Origin of the sequence: Streptomyces sp. NPDC096132 (assembly GCF_044763345.1) — a bacterium.
In the GTDB taxonomy this organism is placed as follows: domain Bacteria; phylum Actinomycetota; class Actinomycetes; order Streptomycetales; family Streptomycetaceae; genus Streptomyces.
In genome coordinates, this window is the sequence record NZ_JBIWGA010000026.1 from 89,417 (window position 1) to 108,335 (window position 18,919).

Annotated in this window: 13 protein-coding genes; 10 read left to right on the top strand and 3 right to left on the bottom strand. The window is 71.9% G+C overall.

The window, feature by feature from the left end; all coding sequences use genetic code 11:
• The first annotated feature begins 17 nt into the window (after positions 1-17).
• The 4 genes from ACIRF9_RS41490 to ACIRF9_RS41505 all read left to right on the top strand — a co-directional run bounded on the left by ACIRF9_RS41490 (position 18) and on the right by ACIRF9_RS41505 (position 4,627).
• A complete protein-coding gene (locus ACIRF9_RS41490; RefSeq protein ID WP_403833551.1) occupies positions 18-608 on the top strand; it encodes a hypothetical protein in 591 nt (196 codons plus the stop codon).
• A gap of 197 nt (positions 609-805) precedes the next feature.
• Positions 806-991 carry a hypothetical protein gene (locus ACIRF9_RS41495; RefSeq protein ID WP_403833553.1) on the top strand — a complete coding sequence of 62 codons (186 nt, stop codon included), beginning with the start codon at positions 806-808 and terminating at the stop codon, positions 989-991.
• Positions 992-1,404: 413 nt separating this feature from the next.
• Positions 1,405-4,398 carry an AAA family ATPase gene (locus ACIRF9_RS41500; protein WP_403833656.1) on the top strand — a complete coding sequence of 998 codons (2,994 nt, stop codon included), beginning with the start codon at positions 1,405-1,407 and terminating at the stop codon, positions 4,396-4,398.
• Between the two features lie 40 nt (positions 4,399-4,438).
• The gene (locus tag ACIRF9_RS41505) at positions 4,439-4,627 is read left to right on the top strand and encodes a DUF6191 domain-containing protein (RefSeq protein WP_403833555.1); all 189 of its coding nucleotides are present in this window, start codon (positions 4,439-4,441) and stop codon (positions 4,625-4,627) included.
• A gap of 6 nt (positions 4,628-4,633) precedes the next feature.
• On the opposite strand, the gene ACIRF9_RS41510 is transcribed toward ACIRF9_RS41505, so the two are convergent.
• Positions 4,634-5,794, bottom strand: coding sequence for a PQQ-dependent sugar dehydrogenase (locus ACIRF9_RS41510; protein ID WP_403833558.1), 1,161 nt, complete (start codon positions 5,792-5,794; stop codon positions 4,634-4,636).
• A 176-nt stretch (positions 5,795-5,970) separates the two neighbouring features.
• On the bottom strand, positions 5,971-6,969 hold the full coding sequence (locus ACIRF9_RS41515; RefSeq protein ID WP_403833560.1) for an aldo/keto reductase: 999 nt from the start codon (positions 6,967-6,969) through the stop codon (positions 5,971-5,973).
• A gap of 254 nt (positions 6,970-7,223) precedes the next feature.
• Here ACIRF9_RS41515 and ACIRF9_RS41520 point away from each other — a divergent pair, with 254 nt between their 5' ends.
• The 6 genes from ACIRF9_RS41520 (at position 7,224) to serA (ending at position 17,206) form a co-directional block, all read left to right on the top strand.
• Entirely contained in the window at positions 7,224-8,198 is a 975-nt protein-coding gene (locus ACIRF9_RS41520; RefSeq protein WP_403833563.1) for a 2-hydroxyacid dehydrogenase, read from the top strand.
• Between the two features lie 368 nt (positions 8,199-8,566).
• Complete coding sequence (locus ACIRF9_RS41525) at positions 8,567-11,629, top strand: putative bifunctional diguanylate cyclase/phosphodiesterase (protein WP_403833566.1); 3,063 nt, start codon at positions 8,567-8,569, stop codon at positions 11,627-11,629.
• A gap of 226 nt (positions 11,630-11,855) precedes the next feature.
• Entirely contained in the window at positions 11,856-13,721 is a 1,866-nt protein-coding gene (locus tag ACIRF9_RS41530; protein WP_403833569.1) for an acetolactate synthase large subunit, read from the top strand.
• 21 nt (positions 13,722-13,742) lie between these two features.
• The gene (gene ilvN / locus ACIRF9_RS41535) at positions 13,743-14,267 is read left to right on the top strand and encodes an acetolactate synthase small subunit (protein WP_359288046.1); all 525 of its coding nucleotides are present in this window, start codon (positions 13,743-13,745) and stop codon (positions 14,265-14,267) included.
• Positions 14,268-14,385: 118 nt separating this feature from the next.
• Positions 14,386-15,384, top strand: a complete 999-nt coding sequence (gene ilvC / locus ACIRF9_RS41540) for a ketol-acid reductoisomerase (RefSeq protein ID WP_403833572.1) — start codon at positions 14,386-14,388, stop codon at positions 15,382-15,384.
• Positions 15,385-15,616: 232 nt separating this feature from the next.
• Positions 15,617-17,206, top strand: coding sequence for a phosphoglycerate dehydrogenase (gene serA, locus ACIRF9_RS41545; protein WP_403833574.1), 1,590 nt, complete (start codon positions 15,617-15,619; stop codon positions 17,204-17,206).
• 155 nt (positions 17,207-17,361) lie between these two features.
• Here serA and ACIRF9_RS41550 read toward each other — a convergent pair whose 3' ends face one another.
• Positions 17,362-18,876 carry an MFS transporter gene (locus ACIRF9_RS41550; RefSeq protein ID WP_403833576.1) on the bottom strand — a complete coding sequence of 505 codons (1,515 nt, stop codon included), beginning with the start codon at positions 18,874-18,876 and terminating at the stop codon, positions 17,362-17,364.
• Between the last annotated feature and the right edge of the window lie 43 nt (positions 18,877-18,919).

The window sequence follows — 18,919 nt, forward strand, 5'->3', positions numbered from 1 at the left end:
TCCGTACGGTGCGAGGCATGGGAACCAAGACTGTTGACGAGGCCGGCTCCGAGACCGGCACCGAGGCCACCGAAGCCAAGAGCGACGAGCAGGCGGTGGACATCACCAAGACCGACGCGTCCGACGACGTGACCGAGAACGAGACGGGCGACGACGTCCTGGAGGACTCCCTCGCGGACTCCCTCGAGGACGGCGAACCCGCCAAGGCGGGCGCCACCGGCGTCGGCCAGGGCGCGGGTGCCGTCGTCTCCGCCGCGCTCGGCTTCCTGTCGCTCAGCGGCAGCTGGATCGGCACGATCGCGGGCGCCCGCCAGACCCTCGTGGGCCAGCTGGAGACCTCGTCCACCGCGAGCGTCGCCCAGCAGATCCAGGCGGTCTACGGCGACGCCTGGCAGACCACCGCGCTGTGGGCCGGCGTGTTCGCGCTGGCCGCCCTGGTCACCGGTGTCGTCGTGCTGGCCCGCCCCGCCTTCGGCAACCCCGGCCGGCCGCAGGCCCCGTGGATCAAGTCCGTCTCCTGGGGCGGTGTCGTGCTCGGCGTGATCGGCCTGCTCCTGGCCGTCCTCAAGTACACGGACGCCCTGCTCGGCCTGCCCTCCGCGAGCTGAGTCCGCGCACGTCACGAGGGGTCTCAGGACCGCCGTAAGCACCTTACGGCGGTCCTGAGGCCCCTCAGACGCGTCTAAGGCCCCGCCCACCGCCGAAGATGCGGAACTCTCCCGATGTGGCGGACCCCCCTGGGAGACGAAGGTGGAGGCATCGCACCGAGCGAAGCCAACACCCGATCACCAGGGGGAGAACCACCATGCACGAGTACGAGCTCCAGGCCCGTTCCGCCGAGCTGCTGCGCCGCGCCGAGCAGGAGCGGCTGGCCCGCGAGGCCGTCCGCAGCCGCCGCGCCGCCCGCCGCGAGGCCGCGGAGCGCGCCGCGGCAGAGAGCGAGTCCCATACCGGCCGCCTCCGCCGGTTCCGGTTCGCCCGGCCCGCATGAACCCCGGGACCCGGCGGGGCGGCCGCACGGGGGTCGGCCGCTCCGCCGCTACACCACCTGCCGGGCCGGTGTCGCGGATGTCCGGGGGACCGGGGTCGGGGGTGCCCGCGGGGCCGGGGTCGGGGATGTCCGTCGGTCCGGTGTCACGGCTGCCTGCGGGGCCGCCGCCGCGGCTGCCCGCCGGGCCGGTGTCCCCGATGTCCGCGGGGTCGCTGCCGCGGACGTCCGCGGGGCCGGTGTCGCGGGTGCCCGCGGGCCCGGTGACCGCCGAGTCGCCGCTGCGGCCGCCCGCCGGGCCGGTGTCCCCGATGTCCGCCGGGTCGCCGCCGCAGACGCCCGCAGGGCTGGTCTGGCCGACGTTCGCCGGGGCGCCGCCGGGGATAACCGCTGGGCCGGTGTCGTACTCCCGTGCGATGCTCGGCCCCGTGGAGACCAGGTCCGTCAGCCCCGTCTTCGTCGGTCGCCGCGACGAGTTGGACATCCTGAACGACGCGCTCTCCCGCGCCGCCGCGGGAGAGCCACAGGCGTTTCTGATCGGCGGGGAGGCCGGGGTCGGCAAGACCCGGCTCGTCGAGGAGTACACGGCCGCGGCCGCCCGCCGGGGCGCCGTCGTCGCGCTCGGCGGCTGTGTCGAGATCGGCGCCGACGGGCTGCCGTTCGCCCCCTTCTCCACCGCCCTGCGCGCCCTGCGCCGCGCCCTCCCGGAGGAACTGGCCGCCGCCGCGGCCGGCCAGGAGGAGGAACTCGCCCGGCTGCTGCCCGAGGTGGCGGAGACCAAGGCCGGGCGGCACGACGAGGAGGGCATGGCCCGCCTCTTCGAGCTCACCGCCCGCCTCCTGGAGCGGGTCGCCGCCGAGCGCACGGTCGTCCTCGCCCTGGAGGACCTGCACTGGGCCGACGCCTCCACCCGCCATCTGCTGTCCTACCTGCTGCGCACCCTGCGCAGCGGCCGGCTCGTCGTCCTCGCCACCTACCGCGCCGACGACATCCACCGCCGCCACCCGCTGCGCCCCCTGCTCGCCGAACTCGACCGGCTGCGGTCCGTCCAGCGCCTCGAGCTGGGCCGCTTCACCCGCGACGAGGTCGGCCGCCAGATCGCCGGCATCCTGTCCTACGAGCCCGACCCCGCCCAGGTCGACGACATCTTCGAACGCTCCGACGGCAACGCCTTCTTCGTCGAGGAACTCGCCGTCGCCGCCCACGAGGGCTGCTGCACCGGCCTCACCGACTCCCTGCGCGACCTGCTCCTCGTCCGCGTGGAGGCGCTGCCCGAGAGCGCCCAGCACGTCGCCCGGATCGTCGCCGAGGGCGGCTCCACCGTCGAGTACCGGCTGCTGGACGCCGTGGCCCGGCTGTCCGAGGACGACCTGATCGGCGCGCTGCGGGCCGCCGTGAACGCCAACCTCCTGCTCGCCACCCCCGACGGCGACGGCTACCGCTTCCGCCACTCCCTCGTCCGCGAGGCCGTCGGCGACGACCTGCTCCCCGGCGAACGCTCCCGCCTCAACCGCCGCTACGCGGAGGCCTTGGAGGCCCACCCGACGCTCGTCCCCGCCGACGAGCGCGTCATGCGTCTGGCCAGCTACTGGTACCACGCCCACGAACCGGCCAAGGCCCTGCCCGCCGTCCTGGACGCCTCCGTCGAGGCCCGCTCCCGGCGCGCCTACAGCGAGCAACTGCGGCTTTTGGAACGGGCGATGGAACTGTGGGAGACCGCCCCCGAGGACGTACGGTCCCGGCTGCGCCCCGTCGACTACACCGAGGCCTACCCTCCCTGCGGCTGCGACCCCGCCACCACCCCGCTCCGCTATCTCGACCTCATGGCCGAGGCCGCCGTCGCCGGCCGCTTCAGCGGTGAACGCGAACGCGCGCTGAAGATCACCAAGCGGGCGCTGCGGCTCCTGGAGGACGAGAACGACACCCTGCGCTCCGCCTGGTTCTGGGTGCAGCGCTCCCGCCTCGTGCGCTCCCTGGGCCGGGGCAGCGGGCGTGAGGAGCTGGTCCGGGCCCAGGACCTGGTGCGCGGCCTGCCGCCCAGCGAGGTGCACGCCGAGGTCCTCACCCGCGCGGCCAACTGGTCCATGATCCACTCACCGGGCCCCGACGCGTACGCGGACGCCGAGCGTGCGGTGGAGTTCGCCCGGATGGTCGGCGCGCGTGAGATCGAGCTCGACGCCCGCCAGATCCTCGGCATCCTCATGGTCGGCGCCGGTCACGTCGAGGCCGGGCTGACGGAGCTGCACGAGGTGAAGGACCGGGCCCTGGCCGAGGACGTCACCCCCGTCGCCCTGAACGTGTACGTGAACCTCCCCTCCGAACTGGAGGCGGTCGGCCGCTCCCGGGAGGCCGTGGCGATCCTGGAGGAGGGCGCCGCCTACGCCGATCGGCACGGACTGCCCGACACCAAGGCCTGGGTGTGCGGAAACCTCGCCGAGTCCCTCTTCGTCCTGGGCCGCTGGGACGAGTCCGAGCGCGCCTCCGAGGCGGTCGCCGACCGGCTGGGCCAGGGCGTGGCGGCCCAGGGCATCCACGCCACGCGCCGCGCGGAACTCGCCTACGTCCGCGGCGACTTCGCCGAGGCCGAACGGCAAGTCGCAGCCGCACAGGGCTTCTTCGGCTCCCATGAACGCGCCGCCCAGCACCACCTTCCGCTCACCCGTCTCTCCATCGGCCTGGCCGTCGCCGGGGGCCGCCCCGCGGACGCCCGGGCCCAGCTCGAACGCGCCCTGGACGCCGGCTTCCCGCTCGGCGCCCAGCGCTACGCCTGGCCCCTGCTGCTCACCGGGGCCGAGGCCGACGCCGACCTCGTGGACGGCCTCCGCAAGGCCGCCCGGTCACTCGCCACCCTCGCTCCGGTCTGGCAGGCGCACGAACGCTGGCTGCGCGCCGAACTGCTGCGCGCCGAGGGCCGCGGCGCCCCCGACGACTGGTCCGAGGCCGTCACCGCCTTCGAGCGCCTGGAACGGCCCTACGACCTCGCCCGCACCCGGCTCCGCCTCGCCGAGTCCCTCCTGGCCGCCGGCGGCGACGACCACCGCGAACGCGCCGTGGAACTCCTCCGCCTCGCGCACGCGGTCGCCACCCACCTGGGAGCCCGCCCGCTGGCCGACGCCGTCACCGCCCTCGCGGGGCAGGCCCGCGCACCCCTCGCACCGCACGCCCTCCCCACCGACCCCGCCGAGGCCCTCGGCCTCACCGGCCGCGAACGCGACGTCCTGCGTCTGGTCTCCGCCGGCCGCACCAATCGCCAGATCGCCGACGCACTCTTCATCTCTCCGAAGACCGCCAGCGTCCACGTCTCGAACATCCTCGCCAAGCTGGGCGTCTCGGGAAGAGGAGAGGCGGCGGCCCTGGCCCACCGGCTGGGCCTGTTCCCGCCGGAGGCGGGGGAGCGGGCGCTCGCGTGATGATGGAACGAGCCGCAGCCGACCCGCGAGGAGACAGCGCATGTTCAACGCCTTCGAGGAACTGTTCTCACCGGGCCGCAAGCACACCCGTGACGAGCAGAACCGGCTGGAGCTGACCAGGCACGACGTCGGGGACGGGGATCCCGGGCGGGGGCCGATAGACCTCGCGTCCGGGAAGGTCGTCGTCCGGCTGCCCGAGCCGCAGGAGGAGGAAGCCGACGAGGAGTGACGGCGCTCAGCTCACCCGCAGCTCCAGGATCCGGTCGTCGCCCTCCTTCGGGTCGCCCCGGCCGTCCGTGTTGCTGGTGGTGACCCAGAGACGGTCGCCGCCCGCCGCGACCACCGTGCGCAGACGGCCGTAGTCGCCCTGGAGGAAGGACTGGGGGTCGGCCGAGGCCTCGATGCCCTTGAGGGGTATGCGCCACAGCCGCCGGCCCTTCAGGCCGGCCATCCAGATCGAACCCTCGGCGTAGGCGATGCCGCTGGGGGAGGCGTCGTCGGTGTGCCACTGGGCTATCGGATTCTGGTACGCGCTGTCGTCGGACTCGCCCTCGACTTCCGGCCAGCCGTAGTTGGCGCCCGGCTTGATCGCGTTCAGCTCGTCCCAGGTGTCCTGGCCGAACTCCGCGGCGAACAGCCGCTGTTCGGAGTCCCAGGCCAGCCCCTGCACGTTGCGGTGGCCGTAGGAGTAGACCGGGGAGCCGGAGAAGGGGTTGCCGGGGGCCGGTTCGCCCTCGGGGGTCAGGCGCAGGATCTTGCCGCCCAGGGAGTCCTTGTCCTGGGACAGGCCCCGGTCACCGCTCTCGCCCGTGCCCGCGTACAGCATCTTGTCGGGGCCGAAGGCGATCCGGCCGCCGTTGTGGATCACGCCCTTGGGGATGCCCTTGAAGACCGTGTCCGGAGCGCCGAGCTGATCACCGGCGGGCCGCTCGGGGTCGTAGATCATGCGCACGATCCGGTTGTCCGAGACCGACGTGAAGTACGCGTAGACCATGTGGTCCGCGGCGTAGTCGGGGGAGAGGGCGAGGCCGAGCAGACCGCCCTCGCCGGCCGCGGAGACGCCCGGGACCTCGCCGACCTCGGTCTTCTTGCCGGTCGACTCGTCCACGTAGGTGATCGTCCCCTCGTCGCGCGAGGCGACCAGCAGGCCGCCCTCGGGGAGCGGGGCCAGGCCCCACGGGGAGTTCAGGCCCTCGGCGACCGTGCGCACCACCTCGACCGTGCCCTTCGCGGGTGGGGTCTTCTCGGCGCTCGGGGAGGACGAGCCCTGCACCGTCGTACCGCTCGCGGACGCGCTCGGGCCGTTTCCGGACGCCCCTCCGTCCCCGGAGGAGCAGCCGGCCGTCCACAGCAGCGCACCCACGGCCAGCCCGGCCGTCACCACCCGACGTCGCACGATCCCGCTCCCTTCGGCCCGACGGTCCTGCGGCAGCTTCCACTTGTCCTACGCAGCACAGGCCCCATGGGTTCCCGATCCCGCCGACCCCACCCGAAAGCGGCACCCGCGGCGCGGATCCGACCACGCGGCATTCGTGACGCGGCACCCGAGCGGCCGCACCCGTGACGCGCCGCTCACTCCCACGATCCCTGCGCGGGCGGCAGGTCCGCCACCTCTGCGAGGTCCTCGGACGTCAGCCGCAGCCCGGCCGCCCCGGCGTTCTCCGCCACCCACCGCGCCTGCTTGGTGCCCGGCACCGGGATCACGTGCCGGCCCTGCGCCAGCACCCACGCCAGTGCCACCTGCGCGACCGTCACGCCCTCCCCATGTCGTGCGGCCACCCGGCGCAGACCGGCTACGACCGGCTGGTTCGCGGCCATCATCTCGGCGGTGAAGCGGGGGTGCCGGGCGCGCATGTCGTCCGGTTCGAAGCCCTCGCCCGGGGTCAGGGTGCCGGTGAGGAAACCATTCCCCAGCGGCATCGCCGCCAGAAAGCCCACGCCGCGCGCCTCGCACCACGGCAGCAGCGTGTCCAGCGCCTCGGGCGACCACACCGACAGCTCCGCCTCGACCGCGCTCACCGGGAACACCTGCTGCACCCGCCGCAACTGACGGATCGTCGCGTCGTGCAGGCGCCCGCCCGAGCGCCGACCGCCCCGCGCGCCCACCGCGCACAGCCCCAATGCCCGTACCTTGCCCGCCCGGACGAGCTCGGCCATCGCGCCCCATGTCTCCTCCACAGGGACCTCGGGGTCGGCGCGGTGCAGTTGGTAGAGGTCGATGACATCGGTCTGCAGCCGCCTCAGCGACGCGTCGCAGGCCCGTTTCACGTACCCGGGGCGGCCGTTGGCCACGATGTGCTGCTCGCCGACGAGCAGACCGACCTTCGTGGACACGAACGCGTCCCCGCGCCGTTCCTTCAACACCCGCCCCACCAACAGCTCGTTGGTGAACGGGCCGTACATGTCGGCCGTGTCCAGGAGGTCCGAGCCCAGGTCCAGCGCCCGGTGCACCGCCCTGAGCGACTCGTCACCCCGCTGCCGGGACCCGCTGTACCCCCAGCTCATCGGCATGCACCCGAGTCCGACGGCCCCCACCGAGAGCGCCCCCGCGCCGATCGTCCTGCGCTCCACCTGCCCGTGACCCTCCCTCTCCCGACCCCCCAACCTAACCTCTACGCGCACGCGTACCTGAACTAGGGCCTCCCCGGCGGATCTTGCCGGAGACGCGGGGTCTGGCACGCGCTCCCCCAGAGGGGGGGACCCCCATCGCGTCGACGCCCTCCTCCGCCTTGCAGCTGCACGCACCAGACCCCGCTCACCCGAGCTGATCAGATGCCGTCTATTTTCTCCGGCCGGATCCGCCGGGGAGGCCCTAGCCTCCTGACATGAGCATCGACGCACCCCGTGACGTATGGCTGCCCATCCCCCCGGAGGAGATCGACGGTCTCCCCGAGGGGCTCGACTACCTCTTCTGGGACGGGGGTGAGTCCGGCGATCAGCCGTACCCGGGGGATCCCGCGGACTGCGTGGTCTACGTCGTGCCGTACATGAAGGCGCAGCAGGTGCGGGTGGGGCCGCTCGCGCAGATGCGGCGGCTGCAGGTGGTGCAGACGCTGACCGCCGGGGTGGACGACATCACCGCGCGGCTGGAGGACCTGGTGCCCGGGGTGCGGCTGTGCAACGCGCGCGGGGTGCACGAGGCGAGCACCGCCGAGCTGGCGCTCACCCTGACGCTGGCCGCGCTGCGGGGGATCCCGCAGTTCGTGCGCGCGCAGGACCGGGGGCACTGGGAGGGCGGGTTCCACCCGGCGCTCGCCGACAAGAACGTGCTCGTCGTCGGGTACGGGGCCATCGGCGCCGCCATCGAGGACCGGCTCGTGCCGTTCGAGGTGGCGCGGGTGGCGCGCGTCGCGCGCTCCCAGCGCACGACGGCGCGCGGTCTTGTGCATCCCTTCACCGAACTGCCCGCCCTGCTCCCCGAGGCGGACGTCGTCATCCTGTCCACGCCCCTCACCGACACCACCCTCGGCCTGGTCGACGCCGAGTTCCTGGCCCGGATGAAGGACGGCGCGCTGCTGGTGAACGTCGCCCGCGGCCCGGTCGTCGACACGAAGGCCCTGCTCGCCGAGCTGGAGACCGGCCGGCTCACCGCCGCCCTGGACGTCACCGACCCCGAACCCCTGCCCCCGGCACACCCGTTGTGGCGCGCGCCGGGCGTGCTCATCAGCCCCCACGTGGGCGGCCCCACGTCCGCCTTCCTGCCCCGCGCCAAGCGGCTGGTGGTGGACCAGTTGCACCGTTTCGTGAACCGCGAGCCGCTGCGCCACGTGATCCTGACGACGGGCGCGGCATCCGTGTAGTCCGGTTCCGGCACCCTCCGCAGTCCCCCGGACGCGGTCCGTGCGCATATGCCGATGATCGTCACGGAGCGTAGAGAACCTATGTCCCTGAGTGACGAGACTGGTGTATCGTCCCGACAGGGGCTGCGCCGCGACCTTTCGGCGCCTGGGACGGACATTTCAGACTTGTGAGGGGGGCGACGGGCGATGCACGGCCTATGGACGAACGATCCGACGCGGCGGAGCCGCCGGCGGCGGCCCTGGCGCACGGCCGCGCGCAGACGCGGTCACGACACTCACCCCGGCCATCACCACCGCAGGCACAGCGGCCGCAGGAAGCATGCGCACCCGGAGACGAGCGAGCCGGGAGCGCGGACCAGGGGGATCCGGTGAGTTCCCCGACGACCTCCACGACCCTCCTCGACGGAGTCGACCCGGCGCCGCGCGACCGGTCCCCGGTGACCACACCACCGACCGGACGGCCGTTCTCCGGCGCCGGGGCGAGCCTGGTCCACCAACTGGTGCTGGCCCTTCTGTGCGCGGGATACGCCGTCGGTTCCGCGCTCGGCTGGGGCTCCGACGAACTCGCCCTGATCATGGGTGACTTCGGACTGTCCGCCGCGGCGGGAGCCGCCGCCGTGTCCTGCTTCCTCTACGCGCGCACCCGCCGCGTCCGCTTTCGACCCGCCTGGCTGCTGTTCGCCCTCTCCTCGGCGATGGCCGCCCTGGGCAACCTGGTCTGGGGGTGGTACGAGGTCGTCCTGGGGCGTCCCGTCCCCAGCCCCAGCTACGCCGACCTGTTCTTCCTGTGCTTCGCGCCCCCCGCGATCGTGGGGCTGCTGGTGCTGGCCGCCCGGCCCGTCACCAAGGCCGGCTGGGTCTGCCTGGTGCTGGACGCCTGGCTGATCGCCGGGTCGCTGCTCACGCTCTCCTGGAGCCTCGCCCTCGCGCAGGCCGCGAAGTTCGACGGACCGAGCGTGGCGCACGCGGCGCTGTCACTGGCGTACCCGCTGCTCGACATCGCCCTGGTGAGCATGGTGCTCGTCCTGCACTTCAGAAGGTCCTACGCGAACCGCACGGCGGTCAACACGGCCGTCGGCGCGCTCGCGCTGACCGTGATGTGCGACGCCCTCTTCACCTCACCGCTGATGCACAACAACTACCACTCGGGCCAGCTCCTCGACGCCGGCTGGTTCGCGGGCTCCCTGCTCCTGGCGTACGCCCCCTGGGCCGCCTCGCGGCAGCACGGCTCGGCCGACGACGACGGGCACACGCGCGTGGTCCACGAGCACGTGCCGGGACACCGCCCCGGCGGCCACCCGCACACCGCCCCGCACACCGCCCCGCACCCGTCCGCACCGACACCCCAGCACCCCGCGCAGTCTCCCCCGCAAGGGGGTGATCACAGCCGGTATCCGGCCACCCGGCCCATCACCGGCTCCCTGGCCGCCCTCACCCCGTACCTCGCCGCCGCCGTCTGCACCCTGGGGATCCTCTACAACGTCCTCAACGGCCGCAGCGTCGACCGCGTGGTGCTGCTGACCGGCGGCGCGGTCGTCCTCGCCCTCGTGGTGCGCCAGGCGATCATGCTGCTCGACAACATCACCCTCACCCAGGAACTGGCGCAACAGGAGAACCACTTCCGCTCCCTGGTGCAGGGCTCCAGCGACGTCATCATGATCGCCGCCCCCAGCGGCATCCTGCGGTACGTCTCGCCGGCCGCCGCCGGGGTCTACGGACGGCCCGCCGAGGCCCTCGTGGGCACCGAGCTGGCCGATCTCATCCACCCGGAGGACCTGGGCTGCGTGGTGCACGAGGTGCGCCGCTTCCTCGCCGCCCGACCCCAGGACGAACCCACGACCCGCATCGAGTGCCGCTTCCGCTCCGGCGACAGCAACTGGCTCAACGTCGAGTCGACCGTCAACCGCCACCACGGCGGTCTGATCTTCAACAGCCGGGACGTCACCGAACGGGTGCGCCTTCAGGCGCAGCTCCAGCACAACGCCGAGCACGACCCGCTCACCGACCTGCCCAACCGCGCCCTGTTCACCCGGCGCGTCCAGCAGGCCCTGTCCGGCCGCCGCAGCTCCGACCGCGGCACCGCCCTGCGCAACACCGCCGTCCTGTTCATCGACCTCGACGGCTTCAAGGCGGTCAACGACACCATCGGGCACCAGGCCGGGGACGAACTCCTCGTCCAGGCCGCCCGTCGGCTCCAGGACGCCGTCCGCAAGGGCGACACCGCGTCCCGGCTGGGCGGCGACGAGTTCGCGGCCCTGATCGTCGGCGACGCCACCCGTGACCGGGCCGCCCGGGAGCGGCACATCCTGGAGCTCGCCGACCGCCTCAGGATCACCCTCTCGCAGCCCTATCTGATCGATGGCAACGACGTCAGGGTCGCCGCCTCCATCGGCGTCGCCTTCGCCGAACCGGGCCTCGGCGCGGGCGAGATCCTGCGCAACGCCGACCTCGCGATGTACCGCGCCAAGGCGGGCGGCAAGGGCCGGGTCGAGCTGTACAAGCCGCAGATGCAGCAGGACGTCGTACGCAAGGCGGAGCTGGCCACGCGGCTGCGGGCCGCACTGCACGACGGCGAGTTCGCGCTGCTGCACCAGCCCGTGGTGCGGCTGGAGGACGGCCGGATCTCGTCGGTCTCCGCCCAGGCGCGCTGGCGGTCCTCGCAGGGAGTGCTGTTCACGCCCGCCGAGTTCCTGCGGGTCGCCGAGGACAGCGACAAGACCGCCGAGCTGGGCCGCTGGATCCTGGAGGAGGCCGTCGAACAGGCCGCCGACCGGGCCGCGAGCGGACTCACCGTGCCCGTGGCCGTGCGGATGAGCGGCCGGCGTCTGCTGGACCGGTCGATGCCGCTGGGCTCCGTGGAGGCGCTGCTCACCCGGCACGGACTGCCCTCCGGGTCGCTGGTGATCGAACTGGCGGACCTGGACGCGAAGGTGTCCCTGGACGAACTGGAGCGCCGCCTGGGCGCCCTGCGCCGGCTCGGCGTCCGGATCGCCCTCGACGGCTTCGGCGGCGGCTACGGCACCCTCACCGCGCTGCGCCGGCTCCCCGTCGACGTACTGAAACTCGACCGCTCGCTGGTCGAGGGGGTCGTCGAGTCCGCGCGGCTGCACAAGATCACCAGTGGGCTGCTGCGGATCGCCTGCGACCTCGGGCTGCAGTCCGTGGCCGACGGCGTGGACCTGCCGGAACAGGTGGTGGCCCTGCGCGCGATGGGCTGCACACACGGCCAGGGCATGGCGTTCTCCGGGCCATTGGACGAGTACCGGCTGCGCCGGGCGCTCGCCACCGGCCGCTACTCGGTGCCCCACGGCCCCGTGGAACCCGCGTTCGCGGGCGGCGCCTCGGGGGTGTACACCAGTGGTGTAACCGCCGTACTGGGGAGCGGAAGTGCCCTTCGCTCACATACTGAGACTCCTGTCCCACCCACTTGACAGTCGGTGCGCGCCAGGGGGAGGGTCATTGCCATGCGCACCCGAATTCTCGTACTTGGAAAGCGCGTCGGCTGAAGCTGGTGACGCCCGGAAGGACCCGGACTCCCAGCGACCCACACCCGGCGCGCTCCCCTCGCTTGCCTTACGGCACGAGGGGTTTTTTGTTGCACAAAACCCGCAGTGAACCCGTAGAACCCGCAGTAAAACCCTCAGCATCGAGAAGAGAATGCCGATGACCGAGCAGGCCACCGGGGCTCATCCGCAGCCCCGGCCCCGATCCGGAGGACACTCCGCCACCGTCGAGCACGTCACGGGCGCGCAGTCCCTCATCCGCTCTCTCGAGGAGGTCGGCGCCGAGACGGTATTCGGCATTCCGGGCGGTGCGATCCTTCCCGCCTACGACCCGATGATGGACTCGACCCGGGTCCGTCACGTCCTGGTCCGCCACGAGCAGGGCGCGGGCCACGCGGCGACCGGTTACGCGCAGGCGACCGGCAAGGTCGGGGTGTGCATGGCCACCTCGGGCCCCGGTGCGACGAACCTGGTCACGCCGATCGCGGACGCGCACATGGACTCGGTGCCGCTCGTGGCGATCACCGGGCAGGTCGCGTCGAAGGCGATCGGCACGGACGCCTTCCAGGAGGCGGACATCGTGGGCATCACGATGCCGATCACCAAGCACAACTTCCTGGTCACCAAGGCCGAGGACATCCCGCGGGTGATCGCGCAGGCGTTCCACATCGCCGCCACCGGCCGCCCCGGCCCGGTCCTGGTCGACATCGCCAAGGACGCCCTCCAGGCGAAGACCACCTTCTCCTGGCCGCCCACCATGGACCTGCCCGGCTACCGCCCGGTGACCAAGCCGCACGCCAAGCAGATCCGCGAGGCCGCCAAGCTGCTCACCGCCGCCAAGCGGCCGATCCTGTACGTCGGCGGCGGCGTCCTCAAGGCCGGCGCCACCGCCGAGCTGAAGGTCCTCGCCGAGCTGACCGGCGCGCCCGTCACCACCACGCTGATGGCGCTGGGCGCGTTCCCCGACAGCCACCCGCAGCACCTGGGCATGCCCGGTATGCACGGCTCCGTGGCCGCGGTCACCGGTCTGCAGAAGGCCGACCTGATCGTCGCCCTCGGCGCCCGCTTCGACGACCGCGTCACCGGCAAGCTCGACAGCTTCGCCCCGTTCGCCAAGATCGTCCACGCGGACATCGACCCCGCGGAGATCGGGAAGAACCGCGCCGCCGACGTGCCGATCGTCGGTGACGCCCGCGAGGTCATCGCCGATCTGATCCTGGCGGTGCAGAAGGAGCACAGCGAGGGCAACCAGGGCGAGGCCGCCGGGCCTATGTACGCAGCCTGGTGGAAGGACCTGAACCGCTGGCGCGAGACCTACCCGCTCGGCTACGACCAGCCCGCCGACGGCTCGCTCTCCCCGCAGCAGGTCATCGAGCGCATCGGACAGCTCGCCCCCGAAGGCACGATCTTCGCGGCGGGCGTCGGCCAGCACCAGATGTGGGCCGCCCACTTCATCCAGTACGAGAAGCCCGCCTCCTGGCTGAACTCCGGCGGCGCGGGCACGATGGGCTACGCGGTCCCGGCCGCGATGGGCGCCAAGGCCGGCGCGCCGGAGCGGACCGTCTGGGCGGTCGACGGCGACGGCTGCTTCCAGATGACCAACCAGGAACTCACCACCTGCGCCCTGAACAACATCCCGATCAAGGTCGCCATCATCAACAACGGCGCCCTCGGGATGGTCCGCCAGTGGCAGACCCTGTTCTACAACCAGCGGTACTCCAACACCGTGCTGCACTCCGGCCCGAACGACGTCAACCCGGACGCCCGCGGTACCCGCGTCCCCGACTTCGTGAAGCTGTCGGAGGCCATGGGCTGCTACGCGATCCGCTGCGAGTCCCCCGACGACCTCGACAAGGTCATCGAGGAGGCGAACTCGATCAACGACCGCCCGGTCGTCATCGACTTCATCGTCCACGAGGACGCGATGGTGTGGCCGATGGTCGCCGCCGGCACCTCCAACGACGAGATCATGGCCGCCCGGGACGTCCGCCCCGACTTCGGCGACAACGAAGACGACTGAGCGAGAGAGACGTAAAGAGAAATGTCCAAGCACACGCTCTCCGTCCTGGTGGAGAACAAGCCGGGCATCCTGGCCCGGATCGCCGCCCTGTTCTCCCGCCGTGGCTTCAACATCGACTCGCTCGCCGTCGGTGTCACCGAGCACCCCGACATCTCCCGCATCACGATCGTGGTGAGTGTCGAGGCCCTGCCGCTGGAGCAGGTCACCAAGCAGCTCAACAAGCTCGTCGAGGTGTTGAAGATCGTCGAGCTGGAGCCCGGGCAGGCCGTCCACCGTGAACTCGTTCTGGTGAAGGTGCGCGCCGACAACGAGACGCGCTCCCAGATCGTCGAGATCGTCCAGCTGTTCCGCGCCAAGACCGTGGACGTCTCCCCGGAGGCCGTGACCATCGAGGCCACCGGCAGCAGCGACAAGCTGTCCGCCATGCTGAAGATGCTGGAACCGTACGGCATCAAGGAACTGGTCCAGTCCGGCACGATCGCGATCGGCCGCGGTGCCCGTTCGATCACGGACCGCTCGCTGCGCGCTCTCGACCGATCCGCGTAAGGCTGGAACCGGGCGGTCGGGTGACTCCGGCCGCCCGTATACCGAGACCCCGAAACTTCCCTTCCGCCCGCCGTCATACGGTGGGACGCAACACCTGCACACAAGGAGAGAACCCAAAGTGGCCGAGCTGTTCTACGACGCCGACGCCGACCTGTCCATCATCCAGGGCCGCAAGGTCGCGGTCATCGGGTACGGCAGCCAGGGCCACGCCCACGCGCTGTCGCTGCGTGACTCGGGTGTCGACGTCCGCGTCGGTCTGCACGAGGGCTCCAAGTCCAAGGCCAAGGCCGAGGAGCAGGGCCTGCGCGTGGTGACGCCCGCCGAGGCCGCCGCCGAGGCCGACGTCATCATGATCCTCATCCCGGACCCGATCCAGGCCCAGGTCTACGAGGAGTCCATCGCCCCCAACCTGAAGGACGGCGACGCGCTGTTCTTCGCCCACGGCTTCAACATCCGCTTCGGCTTCATCAAGGCCCCGGCCGGCGTCGACGTCGCCCTGGTCGCCCCGAAGGGCCCGGGCCACCTGGTCCGCCGCCAGTACGAGGAGGGCCGCGGCGTCCCCGCGATCGCCGCCGTCGAGCAGGACGCGACCGGCAACGCCTTCGCGCTCGCCCTGTCGTACGCCAAGGCCATCGGCGGCACCCGCGCCGGTGTCATCAAGACCACCTTCACCGAGGAGACCGAGACCGACCTGTTCGGTGAGCAGGCCGTCCTCTGCGGTGGCACCGCCGCCCTGGTCAAGGCGGGCTTCGAGACCCTGGTCGAGGCCGGCTACCAGCCGGAGATCGCCTACTTCGAGTGCCTGCACGAGCTGAAGCTGATCGTCGACCTCATGTACGAGGGCGGCCTGGAGAAGATGCGCTGGTCCGTCTCCGAGACCGCCGAGTGGGGCGACTACGTCACCGGCCCGCGCATCATCACCGACGCCACCAAGGCCGAGATGAAGCAGGTCCTCGCCGAGATCCAGGACGGCACCTTCGCCCAGAACTGGATGGACGAGTACCACGGCGGTCTGAAGAAGTACAACGAGTACAAGTCGGCCGACTCCGAGCACCTGCTGGAGACCACCGGCAAGCAGCTCCGCAAGCTGATGAGCTGGGTGAACGAGGAGGCGTAGGCCTCATGCCGGAGGGCCGGGGCACACTGCTCCGGCCCTCTTGGCCATCCCGTCCACACACGGACGGGTGATCCTTCCGCGGAGGCGTGAGGCGACCTCCGTCGCAGCACTACACTGCTGCCTATATACGCGTTCAGGCCCACAGCGTCGTGCGTCTCACACGCGACTAGCCTTCCTCCGCCTGCGGCCGTCGGGACGGCCGTCCGCATGCTTTGGACTTGTGAGGACTCACGTGAGCTCGAAACCCGTCGTACTCATCGCTGAAGAGCTGTCGCCCGCGACCGTGGACGCACTTGGCCCGGACTTCGAGATCCGGCACTGCAACGGAGCGGACCGAACCGAACTGCTCCCCGCGATCGCCGACGTCGACGCCATCCTGATCCGCTCGGCCACCAAGGTCGACGCCGAGGCGATCGCCGCCGCCGGCAAGCTCAAGGTCGTCGCACGAGCCGGCGTCGGCCTGGACAACGTCGACGTCTCCGCCGCCACCAAGGCCGGCGTGATGGTCGTCAACGCCCCCACCTCCAACATCGTGACCGCCGCCGAACTGGCCTGCGGTCTGCTGCTCGCCACCGCCCGCCACATCCCGCAGGCCAACGCCGCGCTGAAGAACGGCGAGTGGAAGCGCAGCAAGTACACGGGCGTCGAGCTGGCCGAGAAGACCCTGGGTGTCGTGGGTCTGGGCCGGATCGGTGCGCTGGTTGCCCAGCGCATGTCCGCCTTCGGGATGAAGGTCGTCGCCTACGACCCCTACATCCAGCCCGCGCGCGCCGCCCAGATGGGCGTCAAGGTGCTCTCGCTGGACGAGCTGCTCGAGGTCTCCGACTTCATCACCGTCCACCTGCCGAAGACCCCCGAGACGGTCGGTCTGATCGGCGACGAGGCGCTGCGCAAGGTCAAGCCGAGCGTGCGCATCGTCAACGCCGCGCGCGGCGGGATCGTCGACGAGCAGGCGCTGTACTCCGCCCTCAAGGAGGGCCGCGTCGCCGGTGCCGGCCTCGACGTGTACGCGAAGGAGCCCTGCACGGACTCCCCGCTGTTCGAGTTCGACCAGGTCGTCAGCACCCCGCACCTCGGCGCGTCCACCGACGAGGCCCAGGAGAAGGCCGGTATCGCCGTCGCCAAGTCGGTGCGCCTCGCCCTCGCCGGTGAGCTCGTGCCCGACGCGGTCAACGTCCAGGGCGGTGTCATCGCCGAGGACGTCAAGCCCGGTCTGCCGCTCGCCGAGCGCCTCGGCCGCATCTTCACCGCGCTCGCCGGCGAGGTCGCGGTCCGCCTCGACGTCGAGGTCTACGGCGAGATCACCCAGCACGACGTGAAGGTGCTGGAGCTGTCCGCCCTCAAGGGTGTCTTCGAGGACGTCGTCGACGAGACGGTGTCGTACGTCAACGCCCCGCTGTTCGCCCAGGAGCGCGGTGTCGAGGTACGCCTGACCACCAGCTCCGAGTCGGCGGACCACCGTAACGTCGTCACCGTGCGCGGCACTCTCTCGGACGGCGAGGAGGTGTCGGTCTCCGGCACGCTGGCCGGTCCGAAGCACCTCCAGAAGATCGTCGCGGTCGGCGAGTACGACGTCGACCTCGCCCTCGCCGACCACATGGTCGTCCTCAAGTACGAGGACCGTCCCGGTGTCGTCGGCACGGTCGGCCGGATCCTCGGCGAGGCCGGCATCAACATCGCCGGTATGCAGGTCGCCCGTGCGGTGGCGGGCGGCGAGGCGCTGGCCGTGCTGACCGTGGACGACACGGTGCCCGCGGCTGTGCTGAGCGAGGTCGCCACGGAGATCGGCGCGACGTCGGCTCGTGCGGTGAACCTCGTCTGAGGTTGCCGCCGGACTGGGGGCGGCAGCCCCCAGACCCCCGCTTCGGCCCTGAAGGGGCCTCGTCCTCAAACGCCGGACGGGCTGGTTGTGCTGAGCTCGGCTGAAAAGGCGCCGGGGGCTGGATCACTCCAGCCGCCGGCGCCTTTTCGCTTGCGTCACTTCACGCGGATCCTCCGCAAGGTCGCCGTCGCCGCCACCGCCGACCCGGCCAGCAGCACCGCCCCCGCGATCGCCGCCCCCTGCATCCCGCTGGTGAACGCCTCCCTCGCCGCCTCCGCCAGTCCGGGGACCCGGTCGGACACGGCCAGCGCTCCGCCCAGGGTCTCCCGCGCCGCGGCCGGGGCCGAAGCCGGGATCTCGTGGCGGTAGATCGCCGTGCCGATGGAGCCCAGGACCGCCATCCCGAGGGCTCCGCCGAACTCGGCTCCGGTCTCGAGGAGGGAGGAGGCGGAGCCCGCGCGCTCGGCCGGGGCCGCGCTCATCGCCAGGTCCGTCATCTGGGAGATGACCATGACGATCCCGGAGGCGAGGACCCCGCAGGCCGTCAGCACGAGCCACACCGAGTCGGTGCCGGCCAGGGCGAGGAGGGCGTAGCCGGCCGCGGCGGTCGCGAAGCCCGCCGTCACGACGTAGGCCCGGTTGACGCCCTTCTGGACCAGGGCGGTGGCCAGTGGGGCGGCCATGCCGATCGGCACCGACGGGAGCAGTGCCCACAGGGCCGCCTCCAGCGCGCTCTTGCCGAGGACCGACTGCAGGTACTGCGTGGTGAAGAAGGCCGAGCCCATCATCCCGAACGAGGAGACGAGGTTCAGGACGACCGCGGGGGCGAACCCGGGGCGGCGGAACAGGGCCGGGGAGATCATGGGGGAGGCGGCGGTGCGCTGGTGGCGGACGAAGAGGGCCGCGAAGAGCAGGCCGACGGTGACCGAGACGACGTACTTGGTGTGCCAGCCCTCGGAGGGGATCTCCTTCAGGCCGTAGATCACGGGGAGCACGGCGGCCATCGACAGCGGGACGCTCGGCCAGTCGAAGCGGCCGGGGGCGGGGTCGCGGGACTCCGGCAGCAGGACCGGGCCGAGGACCAGCAGCAGGAGCATCGCGGGCAGGTTGACCAGGAAGACCGAGCCCCACCAGAAGTACTCGACGAGGACACCGCTCATCACCGAGCCGAGCGCGACACCCGCCGTCATGACGCCGGACCACAGGCCGATCGCCTTCGCCCGCTGGGCGGGGTCGGTGAACATCGTGCGGATCAGGGCCATCGTCGAGGGCATCAGGGTCGCGCCGCCGACACCGAGGAGCGCGCGGGCGGCGATCAGGGTCTCTGCGCTGTTCGCGTAGGCCGCGACCAGGGAGGCGGCTCCGAAGGCGGCGGCGCCGGTCAGGAGCAGCCTGCGGCGGCCGATGCGGTCGCCGAGCGAGCCCATCGTCATCAGCAGGCCGGCCAGGACGAACGCGTAGATGTCGAAGATCCACAGCTGCTGGGTGCCGCTCGGCTCCAGGTCCGCGCTGATCGCGGGGATCGCGAAGTACAGGACCGAGACGTCCATCGAGACCAGCAGCAGCGGAAGCATCAGCACACCGAGCGCCGTCCTCCCCCAGAGGGGGGACCCCCAGCGGCGGCCGGCGCGAGGCGCGCGGGTCGTGGTGGTGCTCGTCGAGTTCGTCATGCCGGAGACTGTACGGGCGTCTTATACGGTTGTCTAGAACGAT

Coding starts and splice junctions, on each gene's coding strand:
- ACIRF9_RS41490 (WP_403833551.1), top strand. CDS start 18: ATGGGAACCAAGACTGTTGACGAGGCCGGCTCCGAGACCGGCACCGAG.
- ACIRF9_RS41495 (WP_403833553.1), top strand. CDS start 806: ATGCACGAGTACGAGCTCCAGGCCCGTTCCGCCGAGCTGCTGCGCCGC.
- ACIRF9_RS41500 (WP_403833656.1), top strand. CDS start 1,405: ATGCTCGGCCCCGTGGAGACCAGGTCCGTCAGCCCCGTCTTCGTCGGT.
- ACIRF9_RS41505 (WP_403833555.1), top strand. CDS start 4,439: ATGTTCAACGCCTTCGAGGAACTGTTCTCACCGGGCCGCAAGCACACC.
- ACIRF9_RS41520 (WP_403833563.1), top strand. CDS start 7,224: ATGAGCATCGACGCACCCCGTGACGTATGGCTGCCCATCCCCCCGGAG.
- ACIRF9_RS41530 (WP_403833569.1), top strand. CDS start 11,856: ATGCCGATGACCGAGCAGGCCACCGGGGCTCATCCGCAGCCCCGGCCC.
- ilvN (WP_359288046.1), top strand. CDS start 13,743: ATGTCCAAGCACACGCTCTCCGTCCTGGTGGAGAACAAGCCGGGCATC.
- ACIRF9_RS41550 (WP_403833576.1), bottom strand. CDS start 18,876: ATGACGAACTCGACGAGCACCACCACGACCCGCGCGCCTCGCGCCGGC.